14 protein-coding genes are annotated in these 18,918 nt (G+C 60.1%); 7 read left to right on the forward strand and 7 right to left on the reverse strand.

Annotated features, from left to right (window positions below; all coding sequences use genetic code 11):
• Positions 1-124: 124 nt before the first annotated feature.
• Both HDF16_RS11660 and purH read right to left on the reverse strand, forming a co-directional pair.
• A complete protein-coding gene (locus tag HDF16_RS11660) occupies positions 125-2,230 on the reverse strand; it encodes a tetratricopeptide repeat protein (protein ID WP_184216758.1) in 2,106 nt (701 codons plus the stop codon).
• Positions 2,231-2,566: 336 nt separating this feature from the next.
• Complete coding sequence (gene purH, locus HDF16_RS11665; protein WP_184216760.1) at positions 2,567-4,204, reverse strand: bifunctional phosphoribosylaminoimidazolecarboxamide formyltransferase/IMP cyclohydrolase; 1,638 nt, start codon at positions 4,202-4,204, stop codon at positions 2,567-2,569.
• Between the two features lie 121 nt (positions 4,205-4,325).
• Here purH and HDF16_RS11670 point away from each other — a divergent pair, with 121 nt between their 5' ends.
• Entirely contained in the window at positions 4,326-4,766 is a 441-nt protein-coding gene (locus HDF16_RS11670; protein ID WP_184216762.1) for a GCN5 family acetyltransferase, read from the forward strand.
• Positions 4,767-4,844: 78 nt separating this feature from the next.
• Here HDF16_RS11670 and HDF16_RS11675 read toward each other — a convergent pair whose 3' ends face one another.
• The 3 genes from HDF16_RS11675 to HDF16_RS11685 form a co-directional block, all read right to left on the reverse strand.
• On the reverse strand, positions 4,845-5,780 hold the full coding sequence (locus HDF16_RS11675; RefSeq protein WP_246409026.1) for a dihydroorotate dehydrogenase: 936 nt from the start codon (positions 5,778-5,780) through the stop codon (positions 4,845-4,847).
• A 45-nt stretch (positions 5,781-5,825) separates the two neighbouring features.
• Positions 5,826-6,410: a hypothetical protein gene (locus HDF16_RS11680; RefSeq protein ID WP_184216764.1), complete on the reverse strand. Its 585-nt coding sequence runs from the start codon at positions 6,408-6,410 to the stop codon at positions 5,826-5,828.
• A gap of 107 nt (positions 6,411-6,517) precedes the next feature.
• Entirely contained in the window at positions 6,518-8,221 is a 1,704-nt protein-coding gene (locus tag HDF16_RS11685; protein ID WP_184216766.1) for an alkaline phosphatase family protein, read from the reverse strand.
• A gap of 123 nt (positions 8,222-8,344) precedes the next feature.
• On the opposite strand from HDF16_RS11685, the gene HDF16_RS11690 reads away from it, so the two are divergent.
• The 4 genes from HDF16_RS11690 (at position 8,345) to HDF16_RS11705 (ending at position 11,291) form a co-directional block, all read left to right on the forward strand.
• The gene (locus HDF16_RS11690) at positions 8,345-8,707 is read left to right on the forward strand and encodes a hypothetical protein (RefSeq protein WP_184216768.1); all 363 of its coding nucleotides are present in this window, start codon (positions 8,345-8,347) and stop codon (positions 8,705-8,707) included.
• An 81-nt stretch (positions 8,708-8,788) separates the two neighbouring features.
• Positions 8,789-10,135, forward strand: a complete 1,347-nt coding sequence (gene serS / locus HDF16_RS11695; RefSeq protein ID WP_184216770.1) for a serine--tRNA ligase — start codon at positions 8,789-8,791, stop codon at positions 10,133-10,135.
• Positions 10,135-10,524, forward strand: coding sequence for a hypothetical protein (locus HDF16_RS11700; protein WP_184216772.1), 390 nt, complete (start codon positions 10,135-10,137; stop codon positions 10,522-10,524). The genes serS and HDF16_RS11700 overlap by 1 nt, the downstream gene beginning before the upstream one ends.
• A 68-nt stretch (positions 10,525-10,592) precedes the next feature.
• A complete protein-coding gene (locus HDF16_RS11705) occupies positions 10,593-11,291 on the forward strand; it encodes a LolA family protein (protein ID WP_246409027.1) in 699 nt (232 codons plus the stop codon).
• A gap of 124 nt (positions 11,292-11,415) precedes the next feature.
• On the opposite strand, the gene HDF16_RS11710 is transcribed toward HDF16_RS11705, so the two are convergent.
• Positions 11,416-12,825, reverse strand: coding sequence for an ArnT family glycosyltransferase (locus HDF16_RS11710; protein ID WP_184216776.1), 1,410 nt, complete (start codon positions 12,823-12,825; stop codon positions 11,416-11,418).
• Positions 12,826-12,947: 122 nt separating this feature from the next.
• On the opposite strand from HDF16_RS11710, the gene HDF16_RS11715 reads away from it, so the two are divergent.
• The gene (locus tag HDF16_RS11715) at positions 12,948-16,505 is read left to right on the forward strand and encodes a polysaccharide deacetylase family protein (RefSeq protein ID WP_184216778.1); all 3,558 of its coding nucleotides are present in this window, start codon (positions 12,948-12,950) and stop codon (positions 16,503-16,505) included.
• A gap of 44 nt (positions 16,506-16,549) precedes the next feature.
• Positions 16,550-18,142, forward strand: coding sequence for an L-glutamate gamma-semialdehyde dehydrogenase (gene pruA / locus HDF16_RS11720; protein WP_184216780.1), 1,593 nt, complete (start codon positions 16,550-16,552; stop codon positions 18,140-18,142).
• Between the two features lie 82 nt (positions 18,143-18,224).
• Here pruA and HDF16_RS11725 read toward each other — a convergent pair whose 3' ends face one another.
• Entirely contained in the window at positions 18,225-18,881 is a 657-nt protein-coding gene (locus tag HDF16_RS11725; protein WP_184216782.1) for a response regulator transcription factor, read from the reverse strand.
• Between the last annotated feature and the right edge of the window lie 37 nt (positions 18,882-18,918).

Genomic DNA, 18,918 nt, shown 5'->3' on the forward strand with positions numbered 1-18,918 from the left:
GTGCATGGGGCTGTCTGTGGGACTTGTGGACGGGGGGAAGAGAGTGGTTCGTGCACCGCACGAATGCCCACCTTAGCGACGATCAGGCTGTCGCGAAGATGGGGCACCCGGTATGTTGGTTCTGTTATTGCTTGGAGGTTGTGGTGTTGACCTTCGCCAGCTTGATCTTGGCTGCGTCGAGGTGGTGCTGGACCTTGGCGACATCGGCTGGGTCCGCGTCAGCAGGCAGCGAGTGAGCGTACTCGTTCATGGAGCGCTCCCACTGGGTGACGGCGAGTTTGAGCTTGCCGGTCTTCTCATACACCTGGCCGAGGTGGTCGTGGACGGTCGGGTCGGTGCTGCTGCGTTCGACGGCCTTCTGCAGGTTTTGCGAGGCTTCGGTGTATTGGCCGAGTTTGAAGTAAACCCAACCGAGCGAGTCGAGGAATGCGTAGTTCTGCGGATCAAGGTCGACGGCCTTCTTGATCTGGGCGAGGGCCTCGTTGAGCTTCACGCCGCGGTCGGCGTTCATGTAGCCGATGTAGTTGAGGACGGTGGCGTTCTGTGGATCGATGGCGAGGGCCTTGTGAAACTCGGACTCGGCTTCATCGTAGTTCTTCTGGCGGTCGGCGACGGTTCCACGGAGGAAGTGGATGTAGAGCTTCTCGCCGGAGGTCTTGGAGGTGGTTTCGGCTTTGTCGATCTCGGCGTTTGCGTCGGCGTAGCGCTTGAGGCGGAGATCGATCTGGGCGAGCGAGAGTTGGACGTCGCGGTCGTCGGAGGTGCCTTGGAGCTGCGTCTTGGCAAGGGCGAGGCCCTCGTCTACCTTGCCGGAGTCGGCTAGCTGGCCGGCGTACATGAGTTGGACCTGGCGATCTTTGGGCAGAGCCTTGGCAGCTTCGGCGGCAACTGCAGTTGCCTCGGTCCACTGGTGAACGTCGCGGTAGGCGTCGACTTCGCCCTGGTATCCGCGAGAGACGAAGTCTCCGCCGAGGGCGATGATCTGCTTATAGGCATCGACGGCCTGAGCGGTCTTGTTCTGCTCGCGGTAGATGATGCCGAGGCGATCGAGGAAGATGGCGCGGTTGGACTTGTCGCCGTCAGAGTACTTGCCGTCAGCCTGGGTGCCGGAGTCGATGAGGCCGGTGAGGACAGCGATGGCGTCGTCGTAGCGGCCGAGAGAGTCATCGATCAGGGCCTCGTTGTAGCTGAGCTCCTGGTTGTCCTTGGTGAGGGTCTTAGCCTTCTGCAGAGTGGCAAGGGCTTCTTCGTAGTGGCCCTGGCGGCGCTGGATGTCGGCGATGCGGATCTGCGACTGGGCGTCTGTGGGCTCGATGACAAGAACGGCCTTGAACTGGGCGAGGGCTTCGTCGAGCTTGCCGTCGTTCAGAAGGGCGTTGGCGTAGCCTCGTGTGCTGTCGACGTTGCCGGGGTCGGAATCGAGCGCGCGCTTGTAGGCTGCCGCGGCGTTTCCGTAGTCCTTGACCTGGTCGTAGCTGCCGCCGAGCGCGAGTTCCATGCGCGGGGTGCGATCTTCCGGCGGGACGGACTTGAGGACTTCGATCGTACGCTGAAAGTCACCTTGAACGCTGTAGAGGCGGGCGAGATTGAGGACGCTCTCTTCCGAGTTAGGGTCGATTTTTTCAGCGAGCTTGAATTGGGCCTCGGCCTTGGCGGAGTCATGATTGAGGCCGTAGAGCTGACCGAGAAGTAGGTGGTTCTCGACGTCATTGGGATCGAGCTTGGCGAGGGTCTCGTACTCTGTGAGGGCTAACTGGAGCATCTCGGCCGATTGCTGGTTCTGGGCGTCGCCAAGCGAGCGGAGGTAGACCTTGCCGAGGAGCTTGTGGGACTCGACGTCGTTAGGATTGCGGGAGATCTGGTCTTTTGCGGCCGTGACTGCTTCCCGGATGCGCCCGATCTTGAAGTAGAGGTCGGCGAGGCCGTTCTGGAGCATGGGGGAGTCGGGGTCGGCATTGAGGGCGAGCTTGTACTCTTCCACGGCTTGGGTGGCATAGTCGGGACGGCCCGCGTTGACGGCCATATCCTCGTAGATATGGGCCAGGCCATAGTGATAGTAGCTGGCACCGTGATCGACAGCCGGAGTCGCGGCTTTGGTGGCCACCTCTGGCGCATCGCTATGATGCTTCAGGGTTTGCGCGGGGAGGGAAAGGGTCGCGGCGCAGAGAGCGAGCGCGGGAAGAAAGCGGCGGCAGGAGATCAGAATGGCGTTCGAGGGGCGAAAGGTCATATGTTTTTTATCCGGTGCCGACGGGTTTAGAGAGTCATGAAAGTTCGGTGGAACGAGTGAAGCAGTGGAACCAGTGCTACAAGGTTAGACGTTCGGGTTCGTGAGTCGGATGCCGGGATCTGCGCGCGGTGTTCACGCGGATGTAATGGTGAGAATTATAGACGGAAGGGTTGGGGAGTTGGGGATTTTGGATGGGGTGAAGAGGCTCGAGGCCAACTGGAAAGACAAAAGCAGATCCTCCGACTTCGTCGAAGGATGACAAGGACGGGGTTGTGACTGGTCCCACTCATCGCGATGTAGCTGCGATGAATGGGGCACAGATTGTGGATGAATCGATCAGCCGTGGCGGAAGTGGCGGATGCCGGTGAAGACCATCGCGATGCCGAGCTTGTCGGCGGCTGCGATGACTTCGGTGTCGCGGACTGAGCCTCCGGGCTGGATGATGGCGGTTGCTCCGGCGTTGGCTACGACTTCAAGGCCGTCGGGGAAAGGGAAGAAGGCGTCTGAGGCGGCTACGGTTCCGGCGAGCGGGAGGGCTGCTTTCATCGCACCGAACTTTGCGGCGTCGACTCGGCTCATCTGGCCGGCACCGATGCCTACGGTCTGGCCGTGGCCTGCGTTGAAGCGGGCGTAGACGATGGCGTTCGATTTGACGTGTTTGCAGACGCTCCAGGAGAAGAGCAGTGCGCGCATCTCTTCGGGGGTTGGCGGGCGGCTGGTGACGGTCTTGAGGTCGGCTTCGGTGACGCGGTGGCGGTCGGCGTCCTGGATGAGGAGGCCACCCGAGACTTGTTTGATGATGCGTGGCGTGTGTGCCGAGGTGATGGCTACGAGGCGGAGGTTCTTCTTCGCGGCGAAGCGGGCGAGTGCGCCTTCGGTGAAGGACGGAGCCACGATGGCTTCGACGAAGAGCTTGGCGATCTCTTCTGCGGCGGCTTCGTCTACCTCGCGATTGATGCCGATGACGCCACCGAAGGCGGAGATGGGATCAGCTTCGAGCGCGCGGGTGTAGGCCTCTAGGACGGTCGCGCCGGTGGCTGCGCCGCAGGGGTTGGTGTGCTTGATGATGGCGACGGCGGCGTCGGCGGAGCCTTCAAACTCGCTGACGAGCTCCCAGCAGGCGTCGAGGTCGACGATGTTGTTGTAGCTAAGTTCCTTGCCCTGGAGCTGCTTGCCGGCGGCGACGCCCTTACCGCTGCCGTCGGTGTAGAGGGCGGCCTTCTGGTGCGGGTTCTCGCCGTAACGGAGGGTGTATGCAAGCGGCTCGATGATGCGGACAGTGGACGGCAGAGTCGCGTTGTCGAACTTCGCGGGCTCGCCTTCGCCGCCGGGTTCGACGATTGTCTCGAGGGTGCTTGCGATACCTGCGTCGTAGGCGGCGGTGGTGGCGAAGGCCTGCTTGGCGAGCCGCCAGCGCGTGGAGCGGCAGAGGCTGCCGTGGTGCTCGGTGAGTTCGGCGGCGAGGGCGGTGTAGTCTGCGACTGCCGTGACGACGGCGACATCCTCGAAGTTCTTGGCGGCGGAGCGGACCATGGATGGGCCGCCGATGTCGATGTTCTCGATGATGTCGGAGAAGGCGGCGTTGGGCTTCTGCGCGGTCTTTTCGAAGGCGTAGAGGTTTACGACGACCATGTCGATGGGCTCGATGGCGTGCTCGGCAACGGAGGCGAGGTGGGCCTCGTTGTGACGGATATGGAGGATGCCGCCGTGGACTTTGGGATGGAGGGTCTTGACGCGGCCGTCGAGCATCTCGGGGAAGCCGGTGAGGTCGCTGATATCGCGGACGGGGAGGCCGGCTTCCCGGAGGGCACGTGCGGTGCCGCCGGTGCTGACGAGATCGACGCCAAAGGTGGAGAGGGTGCGGGCAAATTCGATGAGGCCGGTCTTGTCGGTGACCGAGAGAAGGGCGCGGCGGACGGGGCGGAGGTCGCCAGAGAGCTCAGGAGCGGTGGTGGTGATGCATTCAATGTTCACGTGGATTAGTTTAGCGCTGGTGGAGGAAGACGGATGCCATCGTGGTTTCTATTTGGCGTTATAAAGCGCGGATCAATCGGATTAATTGGTGCTTTGAAGAAGGCACGATAGGGTTATCCAAATGAATCTCACAATCTATCCAGACTATCCAGACGTTCTAGATGCGCAACTCGTGGGTACATACTCATCGCTCGCGAAGGCTGGCGGGGGATATGTTTGGGACGAAGTTCTGGAATATCGAGTCTGGTGTCATCCTGAGCGTGGCGCGGTCGACCTTGCAGATGGAAGTGACTACTACCAGTCATTCGAAAGCTACGCCGAAGCGCTTGCATTTTCGCGGATTACAGAGGGCGCTGAGGCTCCACTCGCGCTCATTCGCCAGCTTGAGTACATTGAAGAGCGTGAGCCTGGCGATTTTCTTCACGTCAAGGAAGAACGTATTGCTGAATGGCCTGTAGAGTTCCTTTGTCGGCCCCGGCGGACGAAAGATACTATTCCAAGTTTCCTCTCGCCTAATGCGCCTCCAAACCGGCTGGACATACTTCGGGGGCTTGCGGAGTAGCACCTCGGTATCCAACGAAAGCGGAGACGACGCACGCAAACGCAGATTCCCTTCGGAATGACAAACAAGAAAAGGCGGTTAGGTGAGCAGGCCGCCGGTGAGGTCGGCTACCTTCTGGACGTTATTTTCGGAGCACCAGCGACGGAGATTTGTGGCTATGTTCTCTACGGCGCGGGGGTCGGCGTAGCTGGCGGTGCCTACCTGGACGGCGGTGGCTCCGGCCAGGAGGAACTCTACGGCGTCTTCGGCGCGGACGATGCCTCCCAGGCCGACGACCGGAATGCTGACTGCTTGTGAGGCCTCGTAGACCATGCGGAGGGCGATGGGTTTGATCGCAGGGCCGGAGAGGCCGGCGGTGAAGTTGGCGATGCGGGAGCGGCGGGTTTCGATGTCGATCGAGAGCGAGAGGAAGGTGTTGACGAGGGAGATGGCATCGGCACCGCCGTCGGCTGCGGCGCGGGCCATGGTGGCGATGCTGGTGACGTTCGGGGAGAGCTTGACCATGACCGGGCGAGCCGCGATGTACTTGCAGCGCGAGGTGAGTTCGAGGAGGAGATCGCGGTCGGTGCCGAAGACCATGCCGCCGTGGCTGGTGTTGGGGCAGCTGGCGTTGAGCTCGTAGAGGGCGATGTCCGGGGTGTCGTTGAGAACGCGGATGACTTCGATGCAGTCCTCGATGCGGAAGCCGAAGACGTTGGCGATGACAACCGCTCCCGGGATCTTGCGCAGGCGGGGCATCTTCTGTTCGACGAAGGCGCGGACGCCCATGTTCTGGAGGCCGATGGCGTTCATCATGCCGGCGGCCGTTTCGACGATGCGCGGGGTGGGGTTGCCCGGCATGGGCTCGCGGGAGAGTCCCTTGGTGACGAAGGCGCCGATGCGGGCGAGTGAGACGATCTCTTCGAACTCGACACCGTAACCGAAGGTGCCGCTGGCGGCGATGACAGGGTTGGCGAGCTCTACGCCGGCGAGGGTGACCCGCATGTCGGGGCCTCTGGTGGACTTGGGGGGCATGATTCGATTGTAGCTTTGCGAATGATCTCCCCACTGCCGGTCGAGTCAGAAGCGGAAGACGAGTCCAGTCGAAAGTGTGACGAAGGTGACGTTTGGGACATTGCTGTTCGGTCCATTCACGAATATGCCGCGTCCTACGCCAGCCTCGAGAACGCGGAAGTCGATAAGCGGGGCGATCCTGTGGTCGATGCCGGCAAGCACCTCATACGCGGCAAAGCCCTGGTGGTTCGTGCTTCCGGATGCGAGGCCGGTCGCTACGTCTGAGCGGGTATTGAGGTAGCCGCCTGAGACCTGGACATACGGTTTGTAGGAGATCGCAGGCAGTTTGGCTCCCAATTTCAGTCCGGCAAGGACGGTATCTGCACCCTGGGTTCCGGGTTGGGTCGACCCTCGCACATCTACTCCAAGTGACAATGGCCCGAGGGGCAGCAGCGTGAGTGTTGCCCCTCCGCCGACAGCATAGGCCCAATAGTTGCTGGTTTTGTATCCTCCAGCGGCGTTGTTCCCTGTGGCGATGCCCTGAATCCTTGTTGGAGAGAACGTGCCGTAGACGGCGATTTGTGCTGATGCGACAGCGGAAAGAGTCGAGAGGAACAGGAGCGAAGCGAGTACGGATATAGAGATGCGCAAGAGATATCCTTGGTCGAATTGCCAGCCTCAGCGGGCGGGAGATAAACAATTCCGGTTGGACGACGGCCAGCAGGAATTGGATAGGTCTCCTCTGTATGTTCTTAGTTTTATTTGCTGTCTTTGATGATCTGGGTGAGGATATGACCGACGCTGGAGGACGGAGCGTTGACGCCCAGAATGGCTGCGAAGGTGGCGGCGATGTCGACCGGGGCGACCTTGTTGCGGTAGTAGCCGGGGATGATGTCCGCTCCGTAGAAGCCTAGGGGGACGTGCCGGTCGTAGCTCCAGGGGGAGAAGTGGGTGGTCTGGATACCGTTGAGGTACTCCATCTGGTAGGCCGTGGGGAAGACGGTGACGTACCAGCCGCCGTGGTCGGTGTAGCTGTGCTGGATGAGGTGGCCGAACTCGGTGTCGGGGATCTTGCCAGCGGCGAGGTCAACGCGGGAGCGGACGAAGGCGAGGCGCGGGGCGGCGTCGATGCGGGTTTCGCTGTAGGCACGGCTGCCTTCGGGCGTCGTGGTGGGGTTATTGAGCGGCTGCGGGGGCGGGCCGACGGTGGCTATGGCGGCGGGGATGGCATCGACGACTGCGGCCTCGGCGTCAGCCTCGGTGATGTGGAGAGCTTCAAAGGCGCGGGGATCGAGGGCGAGGTTGGGTAGCTCGAGGGCTGAGAGGAAGAACTTCGTCTTTTTGGTTGTGGCGAAGTGCTTGTTCAGAGATTCGTTGATGGCATCGCTGAAGGCTTCTAGATCGAGCGATGCCGATTGCACACCGAGCTTCGCGGACTCGCGGACGATGGGAGCTACACCGTGGTCGGCGGTGAAGGCGACCAAGACGTTGGCGAGGCCAACCTTCTTGTCGAGGTCAGAGAAGAAGGTGTTGAGGTCGCGGTCGAGGGCGAGGACCATCTCTTTCTCGGCGTCGGAGTCCGGCCCAAGCTGGTGGCCGAGGATGTCGTTGGCGGAGAGAGAAACGGTGAGGACATCAGTAGTCGGGTGTTGGCCGAGTTGTTCGCCGTCGATGAGGGCTTCGGCGAAGGCAAGCTCGTAGCTGTTGGCGGCGGGGGTGCGGCCGACCATGGCGTAGAACTGCGTGGTGTCGTCGAGGCCGGCATCTTTCACCGCCTGGGCTACGCGTGGGCCCTTGTTGAACTTGGTGGCCCACTCGGGGAGCTGGGGCATGTAGTAGGTGGAGGTGACGAAGCGGCCGGTGGATTGATCGATCCAGAAAGCGGCGTTGGCGGTCTGGCCGGAAGGCAGGATGGCGGCGCGGTCTTTGAGCGAGACGCCGAAGAGCTTCGATTCGCCGTTGGTGGCGAGGCGGACTTCATCGCCGATGGTGGTCGCCTTCAGATTGAAGGGAGACGAGCCGACGCGGGGGGCTTTGGGGTCCACTGCGGGGAGTGGTGGGACGGGGAGGTCGTCGAAGGTGCCGGTGAGGCGGTAGCGTTCGTCTTCGACGGAGGAGATGGGGTGATCGGTGCTGCGGGAGAGGTCCCACCACTCGTTGGAGCCGATGCCGTGGCCGTCTGTGTAAGAGCCGGTGCCGATGGTGGCGTGGCCGGGAGCGGTCTTGAGGTTGGCGTAGTCGTAGTAGCAGGAGTTGAAGTAGGCACCCTTTTTGAGGAAGAGATTGAACCCGTTGGGCGTGGTGAAGCTGGTGCGGAAGCGGTCTAGGTAGTCGCCGCGGAACTGGTCGATGACGAGGATGACGGCGAGCTTCGGCTTGGCCTGATATGCCTGTGCGAGGGAGCGCGGGGATTCAGCGAGGGCCAGGGAGAGGCACAGGAGGGCGGCGACTTTCTTATGCATGTGGAGATGATAAACGGGGATTGTTGCTGCGGTGCGAACCGGTGAATTTGAGGAACGAAGCAACACCGCGTGCGAAGTAGGGTTCTAACGGAGTGGCATAGGATTGCCCGAAAGAGGATTTGAATGAATATGAGGAACGCACTATCAGCGGTCGCATTGACGGCGGGAATTCTGTTGAGTTCGAATGCAGTTCAGGCACAGTATCAGCAGGGACCTCCTCCTCCGCCTCCGGGCGCTTATGGGCCGGGTGGATGGGATGCGCCGCCCTCTGAGTGGGCGGATGATATTCATCGTCGCGGGTTTCATGACGGCATAGAAGGCGCACGCAAGGACTATGAGAATCATCGCAGGCCTGATGTGAATAATCGCGATGAGTTCCGGCATCCGAACGTGCCGCGTGGCGCGAGACGCGACTACAGAGACGGGTTTCGCCGTGGATATGATGTTGGAGTTCACCACATGATGGGCGGCGGCGGTCCTCGGTAACGGGGTTTTGTTGTTGAGGCGATAGCGGCCCCTTCCTAGCGGAGGGGTCATTTGCTTTGCTGGCAGTTAGAATGAAGAGCGATGATCGATCTGGGATTTGTACGGGCGAATTTGCCTTTAGTGGAAGAGAAGCTGCGTCAGCGCGGAGCCGATCCGGCTGCGTTGCTGGGTGATTTTGCGGAGATTGATCGCGAGCGGCGGGATGCTGTGACTCGCGTCGAAACGCTGAAGGCGCAGCGTAACAAGCTGACGGATGAGATCGCGGGAATGCGGCGTTCCGGAGGCGATGCAAGCGTGCTGATGGAGCAGACGAAGTCGCTGAAGGGCGAAGTTGAAGCCTTGGAGGCGACAGCTATAGCTGCCGACGAGAGGCTGCGCGATGTGCTCCAGACGCTGCCAAATCTTCCGCAGGATTCGGTCCCGGCAGGCAAGAGCGAGCACGACAACGTCGAAGTGAAGGTTTGGGGCGAGCGGACGGAGTTTCCATTTGCCGCGAAGCCACATTGGGAGCTGGGCGAGGCCCTAGGTATTTTGGACTTCAACCGTGCAGCGAAGATTGCCGGATCGCGCTTTGTGGTGCACTTTGGGCAGGGAGCGCGGTTGGAGCGGGCGCTGGCGAACTTCATGATCGACCTGCATACGCGGGAGCATGGGTACACCGAGGTACTGCCGCCGTTCATGGTGAACTCGAAGTCGCTTTTTGGGACGGGGCAGTTGCCGAAGTTTGCCGAGGACCTCTTTCATTGCGACGACAAGGGAGCGTACGAGCCGGGCAAGCTGCAGGAGAGCGATCACTGGCTGATCCCGACGGCTGAGGTTCCGGTAACAAATATCTTCCGCGACGAGACGCTGGACGAAGGGCAGCTGCCCATCTCTTTCTGCGCGTATACGCCGTGTTTCCGCAGCGAGGCGGGGTCATATGGCAAGGACGTTCGGGGGATGATTCGGCAGCACCAGTTCCAGAAGGTCGAGTTGGTAAAGTTTGTGCGTCCGGAGGACTCGGACGCCGAGCATGAGTTGTTGACGAGCCATGCAGAGACGGTGCTCGAGAAGCTAGGGCTGCCGTATCGTCGGATGTTGTTGTGCGCGGGCGATATGGGGTTTTCCGCAGCAAAGACCTATGACCTGGAAGTGTGGTTGCCGGGACAGCAGCTTTATCGCGAGATTAGTTCGTGCTCGAACTTCGAGGCGTTCCAGGCGAGGCGCGCGAATATCCGCTACAAGCCGACGGGCGCAAAGAAGAGTGAGTTGCTGCATACGTTGAACGGCAGCGGGCTGGCTGTTGGGCGGACGTATCTCGCGATCCTGGAGAACTATCAGCAGGCGGATGGGTCTATCAAGGTGCCGGAGGTTCTGGTGCCGTACATGAATGGCGACACCGTGATCGGCGTGCAGACGCACCTGCATAAGAAAGGGATGTCGGCGTAATGAAGCTTCTGAGTAGCTATTTCTGGTGGACGTATGAGCGCGGAAGTGTTCACTTCGACGTGATGGTGACGCTGATTTTGCTGTTCTTATTTGTGTCGCCGCACTATATCGACTACGGCGCTAGGCCGGTGGCGAATGTGCCGCTGCGCGATAGCGAGGTTCTGGTGAAAGAGGCTGGGACAAGCGGGCAGAAGAATCGGTTTATCTATGAGATTCGCGCGGGCGGCGGGAGTGGCTCGCCAAATGCATCTCAAACTGAAAGCGAGCGCGTTGCAGCAATCATGCGAACCGTCGAGCCGATCTCGGGCGAGGTGACTCTGGACCACTATGAGCCGGTGATGGATGGTAAGGGCAAGGTTGTGGCTTACGACGCCTGGGTGCTCCGGTAAGAGCAGGGTTGTAGGGAACTGGGAGTGGGGTGCAAGTCTTTATGCGAATTTTTGTGGCGGGTTGTTTGTTGGGATTGTCGATGGTGGCGGGAGCTCAGCAGCCGGGGTTGGATGCGGTACTGAAGCAGATGGACGCGGCGAGTGTGGGGTTTAAGTCGGCGCAGGCTGATTTTCGTCGGGACACGTTTACGAAGGTGATCAAGGAGACGAGTTCGCAGTGCGGGATGATCTACTTTGTGCGCAAAGGTGCTGCGACGGAGATGGGGTTGAAAGTGGCTCCTTCGGCAACTCAGGCTTGCGCGGGTGAGGCTTCGGCTACGGCGAATGGGACGCGGACGCTGGCCTATAAAGGCAGCGAGTTGCAGATCTATGAGCCTGGAACGAACCGGCTGACGGTGTTCCATACGGGCGCCAATCAGACGCAGGCCGAGAGTTTTTTGACGCTCGGGTTTGGCGGGAGCGGGACGGATCTTGCAAAGACGTGGAACATCACGGAGCAGGGAATGGAGACGATCAAAGACGGAGCGAAGCCCTATAACGTGGTGAAGTTGGACCTGGTGGCCAAGGACCCCAACAATCGGAATATGTTCTCGCACATCACGATATGGGTTGAGCCGACACTGGGGATCTCGTTGAAGCAGCAGTTTTTTTCGCCATCGGGGGATCTGTTTACGACGTTCTTCGAGCACATCCGGTACAACCAGAAGGTGAACGAGGGTGCGTTCGCGATCAAGACGAATAAGGATACGCAGGTGGATCGGCGGTAGGCTCTTGCGCCTTTGTGCCGGTCCCATTCATCGCGATGGTGCCGCGATGAATGGGCACAAGGCTGTAAGCGGCCAAACGCTTTGCTCAGGATGACGGTTTTGTTGGGGTAGGAAGAAAGAAGCGTCAGCTTGCGGCTGACGCTTCTTTGCGTTGGAAGAGGATGGCAGCGCAGAGGATGGTGATGGGAAAGAGTTCGAGGGTGTAGCGGTCTTCCGAGTTGTCGAGAGTCAGCAGCAACGCGCAGCGGAGAACTACGTAAGCCGCCATCGCCAGCGCAAGTGGGGCATGGTCGGCGAATGTGGGCGTGAAGGACTTCCAGCGTATAAAGCCGCAAACTCCGAGGATCATGTAAGCGAGATTGAGTAAGGCGTAAGCGATGGCGAAGGTCGATTCCTTGCGGTCTTCGTTCCATTGCCACCATTCGAGAGTGATGGCTGTGAGCTCAAGGCGTGGGCGGAAGAGCATGTTTGCTAAGCGTGCGATGGGGAGAACGATGTAGTAGCGGAGTGGGTGGCCGGAGATGCGTTCGGCGGCCAGGGTGTTGAAGCGTGCGTCGAGCGAAGGAGAGTCGCTGTCGGTGAGGTTGTAGTCGGCGAGGAGCCTAGCTGTCTCCGCGCGTTGGGCGGGGGAGTCGAAGGCGCGGGCGGGCAGGTCGGTGATCTTGATGTCGCTGCTGTCGTAGTTCCAGTAGACGTACTCGTTGCTTGCGAACTCGATGGCCCAGGTGCGGTACCAGCGTTGGAAGCCGAGGGGGACGTGTTCTCCAGGGTCGGTGGCAGAGCGTGGGGCCAGGGGCTGGACGACGTGGAAGGTGTGCCAGTTGCGTGCGGCCCAAGGTGCGAGTGGAAGGACGACGCAGAACGCAGCAACCAGGACCGGAAGGAGCCGAGCGGGAAGCGACGACGGCGTGTTGGCGCGGGAGCGTGCGGCGAGCCAGAGCATGGCCGGGACGATGGCGGCGGCGAGGAGGCCTTGTTCCGGACGGATGAGAATGGCGGCGGCGAGCGAGGCGGCGAGGAGCCAGAGCCAGAGGTTGTAGCGGAAGGTGGTCTCGCTCCAGCGGTGGAGGGTATAGAAGGAGGCGGCGATGAAGAAGAGGGTGAGCGTCTCGGTGAGGGCGGAGCCGACGTAGTTGGCGGTGAAGGGGCAGAGGACGGCGAGCCAGAGGGCGGCCATGCTGGATCGGATGCCGAAGAGGCGGCGGGCAAGATCGGCGACGAGGCAGCAGGTGGCGAGATCGATGAGGAGCTGGAGATAGAGGACGGCGTGGTAGTTCTCAACGCCGAAGATAAGGAAGCAGAGGGCGAGGAAGAGCGGATAGCCAGGGACGCGGATGAGGGTGGGGCGGGGTGGTTCTCCGTTGACGGTGAAGCCGAAGACGTGGTGCTGAAGGAGGTTTTTCGCGATGTCGCCGTAGAGGAGGGTATCGGTGGTGAGTTTTGGGGCCGTAATTATGAAGTAAAGGCGGAGTGCGATTCCTGTCGCGAGGGCGATCGTGACCCATACCCACAGTTTTGCTCTCGGTTGCGCCATCTCTCGCATCATACTGAAGATGCAATGCGTTGACTGGAGGATGAGGTGTCACTACGATTGGCTTCAGTGCTCCGTCCCCAAACGATATCTCGGTGTTTCTTCCCTTTAGCGAGTAGGCAGTCGTGAGCCAACAGGTTTTTTACGATCCACAAAGAAGACGCTGGAAGCGGCTGCGGCGCGTCCTGGACGTCGCGGCGCTGCTGGGGCTGGTCGTAGGCGTGATCTTCATTATCGGATTGCTGCGGGTGAAGCCGATGAAGGAGCTTCTGCTGCCAGCGACGCAGCACAACTATCGCGCTCTGGAGGCGAAGCCTGCGACCGCGAAGACGACGGCGCAGAAGCTGCGGCGTGCTCCGCACCGGAAGACTGACAAGGCCCCATCCGATATCACGTTGAACTCGGGTGAAGGTCTGCGCGCTGCGTACTACGTGGAGTGGGACCCTTCGAGCTACCCTTCGCTGAAGCAGCACATCAAGCAGATCGATCTGCTGTTCCCGGATTGGCTACACGTGGTGGGCACGGACGGAGACATCACGGCGAATACGATCGACAATACTGCGTTTTCGATTGTTGACCGGTCGGGGGTGCATGGAGTCGATCGCGAGAACAAGGTAGCGCGGGCGATCTCCGATGCCCATGAAGATACGGAAGTCTTTCCGCTGGTGAACAACTTTGATCCTAGGAAAGGAATGTTTGTTCCGCTGGTAGGCGACTTTTTGGAGAGCGATGCCTCGCGGGCGCGATTTGTAACTGAGATCGATACATTTCTGGCGAAGAACACTTTGTATCGGGGGATAGCGCTCGATCTGGAGGAGATTCCGACAGCGGCCCAGCCTGGATATCGTGCGCTGATCGAAGCGGTCTACAACGACTTCCATCGCCGGAATCTGAAGCTCTATATCAACACGCCGGTCAGCGATCCAGACTATGACCTGAAGTTCATGGCCGACCACTCGGACGGGTTGATGATCATGAACTATGACGAGCACCAGGTGGACAGCCAGCCGGGGCCGATTGCGTCGCAGGATTGGTTTATCGACAACCTGAAGAACGTCCTGAAGGTCGTGCCAAAAGAGAAGATCATCTGCTCGCTGGGCAGCTATGGCTACGACTGGACGACAGCGTTGCCGCCGCCCGGTCCGGCGAAGGTAGTGAAGGGAAAGAAGGTTGCGGAGTCGGCTCCAGCGAAGGTGCTGAATGCGACGGCGCTTTCCACGCAGGAGGCGTGGCAGGCAGCTTCGGACGCGGATGCGCAGGTGCAGTTCGATCCTGATGCAATGAATGCGCACTTCGCCTATGACGATGAGGACGCGAAGGTCCGGCACCAGGTCTGGTTTCTCGACGGCGTGACCGTATTGAACGAGATGCGCGCGGCGCGGGCCTTGGGCATCCAGACGATTGGTCTTTGGCGACTCGGCTCGGAAGACGATTCGCTGTGGAAGATATGGGACAAGCCGCAACGGGTTGATGCGTGGAAAGACCTGGGGCAGGTTGAGCCGGGATATGACGTTGACGACGAGGGCGAGGGCGACATCATGCGGGTCACCAGGAAGCCGCAGAGTGGCCAGCGCACGATGACGCTCGAAGATGACGACGAAGTCCCGATGGACCAGCGCAGCGTGGTGAACGAGCAGATGAAGTCGTATCCGCTGCCCTACACGGTGCAGTATGTCGGCTACAACAAGAAGAAGGTGGCGCTGTCGTTCGACGATGGGCCAGATCCGGAGTGGACTCCGAAGATTCTGGACGTGTTGAAGAAGTACAGCGTGTCGGGAACATTCTTCATGATTGGCGAGGAGGCGGAGAACAATGTTGGCGTGATGAAGCGGGTTTACCGCGAAGGCCACGAGATCGGGAACCACACGTTCACGCACCCGGACATCAGCGGCATATCAAGTGCGCAGGTGAAGCTGCAGGTAGTGGCGACGGAGCGGCTGTTTGCGGCGAAGCTTGGAGTGAACCCACTTTATTTCAGGCCTCCGTACTCGATCGACCAGGAGCCTGATACCAACGACCAGGCTGCTCCGGTGGAGCTGATCCAGAACCTCGGCTACGTAGTGGTGGGCAACAAGATCGATACGGATGATTGGGACGAGCATCCACGGAAGTCGCCGGAAGAGATTCGGGACAGCGTCTTCCGGCAAATCGATGCGATGGAGAAGAATCCGTGGGGTCGTGGTTCGGTCATCCTTCTGCATGATGGTGGAGGGGATCGTTCGGCAACGGTAGCGGCACTGCCGGTACTGATTGAAGCGCTGCAGGCGCGGGGATATCAGATTGTTCCCGTATCGCAGCTGGTCGGACAGACGCGCGAACAGGTAATGGTTCCCTTGATGGGATGGCGGCAGCGGTCGCTGGCATTTGCGGACTCTGTTGCGTTCTTCTTTATCTCGTTCTTCAACCACTTTGTTGTGGCCGTGTTTTTTGTCGGCGACATTTTGATGACGGGACGGCTGATCATTATCGGACTGTTTGCCATCATCGATCGGCTGCGCAAGCGGAAGAACTTTGCGCCGGATGACTACAATCCGCGCGTGGCGGTGCTGATTCCGGCTTACAACGAAGAGTTGGTCATCGTGCGGACGATCCGTTCTGTGATGATGTCGAACTACAAGAACATGCACATCATCGTGATCGACGATGGATCGAAGGACCGCACCAGCGAGGTGGCGCGGGCGGCGTATCCGAAGGAGATTGAGGCGGGTCGTCTGACGGTGTTGACCAAGCCGAACGGCGGCAAGGCTGATGCGTTGAACTACGCTCTGGACTACGTGGATGAGGATATTTATGTCGGCATTGATGCGGATGGCGTGATTGCGCATGACGCGATTACGCGGCTGGTGCCGCACTTTGCGAATCCGAAGATTGGAGCAGTCGCGGGAAATGCGAAGGTGGGCAATCGAGTGAATCTGTGGACTCGATGGCAGGCGCTGGAGTACATCACCAGCCAGAACTTTGAGCGGCGAGCGCTGGATCTGTTCGATGTGGTGATGGTGGTGCCGGGCGCGATTGGCGCTTGGCGGACGGAGGCGGTCAAAGCCGGGAATGGCTATCACACGAACACCGTGGCCGAGGATGCCGACCTGACGATGAACATCCTGGAGCAAGGCTACTCGGTGATCTACGAGGACCAGGCGTTGGCGTTTACCGAGGCGCCGGTGAATGCGGATGGGCTGATGCGGCAGAGGTTCCGGTGGTCGTTCGGAATTCTGCAGGCCATCTATAAACATAAAGGCGCGATTCGGAAACACCGGGCGATGGGGCTGTTTGCGCTGCCGAACATCTTGATCTTCCAGATTTTGCTGCCGCTGGTTTCGCCGTTGATCGACCTGATGTTTGTGGCGGGGATCTTCCACTATTTCATCGACCACTACTTTCATCCCGAATCAGCTTCGACAGCCAGCTTGTATAAGCTGATTGCGTTTTTTCTGACATTTACGGTAATCGATTTTGCGGCTTCGGCGGTCGCGTTCGCGCTGGAACGGAAACACCAGGCGAGCAAAGGGGATTGGTGGCTGCTGGTGCACATCTGGATACAGCGGTTCACGTACCGGCAGGTGTTTTCGCTGGTGTTGCTGAAGACGGTGAAGCGCGCTGTGGACGGGAAGCCGTTCAACTGGGACAAACTGGACAGGACGGCGAAGATGTCGGCGGAGACGGAGAAGCTGACTGCGGGGTGAGCTTCGTGCTGCGGGTGATGGGCGGGCCAGCGTAGAATCGAGGTATGGCCACTCTCACGATTCAGCCCGCCGTTGCTGAACTCTCTCCCTTTGCTACCGAGCTTTTCGTTGATTTCTCCGCGTCTGAGAACAAGATTGCTATGGAGGCCGCGCTGGCTTCTGTGTACGCGAAGCTGGGGCGCGAGTACGACATGGTGATCGGCGGTCAGCCGATCAAGACGACCGGAAAGATCGTTTCGGTTAATCCAGCGAATCCTTCGCAGGTCGTCGGCACGCATCAGCGGGCAGGAGCGGAGCATGTTGAGACTGCGATTGCTTCGGCGCATAGAGCGTTCGCTTCGTGGAGCAAGCGGCCAGTGAGCGAGCGAGTGCAGTTTCTGCTGCAGGCGGCGGAGCTGATTCGCGAGCGCAAGTTCGAGTTCTGCGCGTGGCTGACGTATGAAGTGGGAAAGAATTGGGCCGAGGCTGACGCCGATGTCGCCGAGTGCATTGACTTCCTGGAGTTTTACGCGCGTGAGGCGCTGCGGCTAAATGAGGCGAAGACGCCGATCCAGTATCCCGGCGAGAAGAACCAGTTGAAGTACATTCCGCTGGGCGTGGGCGCGGTGATTCCGCCGTGGAACTTCCCGTTTGCGATTATGGCGGGGATGACGGCGGCGGCGATTGTGACCGGAAATACCGTCATCCTGAAGCCTTCGGTCGATGCTTCGACGATCGCTGCGATCTTTTATGAGTTGCTGCAGGAGATTGGGTTGCCGGATGGCGTGGTGAACTTCTGTCCGGGCGAGGGGCCGGAGTTTGGCTCGGAGGTTGTGGCGCACCCTAAGACACGGTTTATCGCATTTACGGGCTCGAAGAAGGTTGGGCTTGAGATTCATGAAAGTGCCGCCAAGACGCGCGCCGGGCAGATCTGGATCAAGCGGACGGTGCTGGAGATGGGTGGTAAGGACTCGATTATCGTGGACCGCGATTGCGATATTGAGGCGGCGGTTGATGGGGTTGCGGCGAGTGCGTTCGGGTTCAATGGGCAGAAGTGCTCGGCGTGTTCGCGGGTGATTGTGGATGCGGCGATTTATGACGTCTTCTGCGACCGGCTGGTGGAGCGGGTCGAGGCGATCAAACAGGGCGATCCGGCGAAGAACTTCTATGCCGGACCGGTGATCAGCCCGCTCGCTTACAAGCGGGTGCTGGACTATATCGAGATTGGCAAGGGTGAAGGGCGGCTATTGACGGGCGGCGCGGCAGTCGAGACGGCTGAGAAGGGCTACTTTATCGCTCCGACGGTGATTGCGGATGTTTCGCCTACCGCACGGATTGCGCAGGAGGAGATCTTTGGGCCGGTGCTGGCGGTGATCAAGTCACAGAGCTTCGATGAGGCTCTGGAGATCGCGAACAACACCGAGTATGGGCTGACCGGGGCGGTGTACTCGAACTCGCGCGAGCATTTGGAGCGGGCGCGGGAGGAGTTCTTCGTCGGGAATCTATACTTCAACCGGAAATGCACGGGAGCTATGGTCGGGGCGCACCCGTTTGGTGGGTTCAATATGAGCGGAACGGACTCGAAGGCGGGTGGGCCGGACTATCTGCTGCTGTTTACGCAGGCGAAGTCGATTGCGGATAAGGTGACGGGCGTATAAAAGTCCCGCTGCGCGCGGGGCGGTCACTTCGTGACTTGTATAACGCTTTGCGTGGCCCGCCCGTTGGCGGGAGGGAGATTCTCTAGGCGGTCTTCTTACGGAGGAGTTCGCCTACCTTAGCGGCGGCTTCGGCAAGGTTGCGGTGGTGGATCGTGAAGAGTGCCAGCTCGAGACGGTCGGAGACGCCGGTCTTATCGTAGATGTTGCGCAGGTAGTTCTTGATCACCTGCTCCTTGGTGTTCAGCTGAGCGGCGATGTCCTTGTTTTTGCAGCCCTGGACGATTAGGGCGACTATCTGCATCTCCTTTGGGGTGAGGCGGTCGCGGACACGCTCGCCGACGCTATCCTGGGCGCGCATGGTAGTGACGCCGGAGTGGCGTACGCAGCGCAGGCCATGGGAGACGCGACGGATTGTGTCGATAAGATCCGGGCCGGCAATATTGCGGGAGATGACGCCGTCGAGGTTGGAGATGACGTGGTCGGGAAGTTCTTCGGCCTTCTCGGTGATGAGGATCACGCGGCTGGATAGCTGCTTGGTCTGGATAAGCAGAGCGGGGAGGTCGATGTTGAGCCCGGTCGATAGAAGGATCACTGCGCCACGGTTGGCTTCGACGGCTGCGAGCAGGCGAGCACCGTTGTCGCACTGTGCTACGATCCGCACATCGTCTTCCATGGCCAGCAGTCGGGCGGCACCCGCGCGAAAGATGGCCTGGTTGTCCCCAAGTATGATTCTATTCATAGATATATCTCTCCACGGCAGCTAGAACTCCGTCCTG

The sequence above is a fragment of the Granulicella aggregans genome (assembly GCF_014203275.1).
Lineage (GTDB): Bacteria > Acidobacteriota > Terriglobia > Terriglobales > Acidobacteriaceae > Edaphobacter.

What these genes read in the sequence shown, in the direction of transcription:
- HDF16_RS11660 (WP_184216758.1), bottom strand. Translation starts at nt 2,230, where the DNA reads ATGACCTTTCGCCCCTCGAACGCCATTCTGATCTCCTGCCGCCGCTTT.
- HDF16_RS11670 (WP_184216762.1), top strand. Translation starts at nt 4,326, where the DNA reads ATGAATCTCACAATCTATCCAGACTATCCAGACGTTCTAGATGCGCAA.
- HDF16_RS11675 (WP_246409026.1), bottom strand. Translation starts at nt 5,780, where the DNA reads ATGCCCCCCAAGTCCACCAGAGGCCCCGACATGCGGGTCACCCTCGCC.
- HDF16_RS11685 (WP_184216766.1), bottom strand. Translation starts at nt 8,221, where the DNA reads ATGCATAAGAAAGTCGCCGCCCTCCTGTGCCTCTCCCTGGCCCTCGCT.
- HDF16_RS11690 (WP_184216768.1), top strand. Translation starts at nt 8,345, where the DNA reads ATGAATATGAGGAACGCACTATCAGCGGTCGCATTGACGGCGGGAATT.
- serS (WP_184216770.1), top strand. Translation starts at nt 8,789, where the DNA reads ATGATCGATCTGGGATTTGTACGGGCGAATTTGCCTTTAGTGGAAGAG.
- HDF16_RS11700 (WP_184216772.1), top strand. Translation starts at nt 10,135, where the DNA reads ATGAAGCTTCTGAGTAGCTATTTCTGGTGGACGTATGAGCGCGGAAGT.
- HDF16_RS11710 (WP_184216776.1), bottom strand. Translation starts at nt 12,825, where the DNA reads ATGGCGCAACCGAGAGCAAAACTGTGGGTATGGGTCACGATCGCCCTC.
- pruA (WP_184216780.1), top strand. Translation starts at nt 16,550, where the DNA reads ATGGCCACTCTCACGATTCAGCCCGCCGTTGCTGAACTCTCTCCCTTT.
- HDF16_RS11725 (WP_184216782.1), bottom strand. Translation starts at nt 18,881, where the DNA reads ATGAATAGAATCATACTTGGGGACAACCAGGCCATCTTTCGCGCGGGT.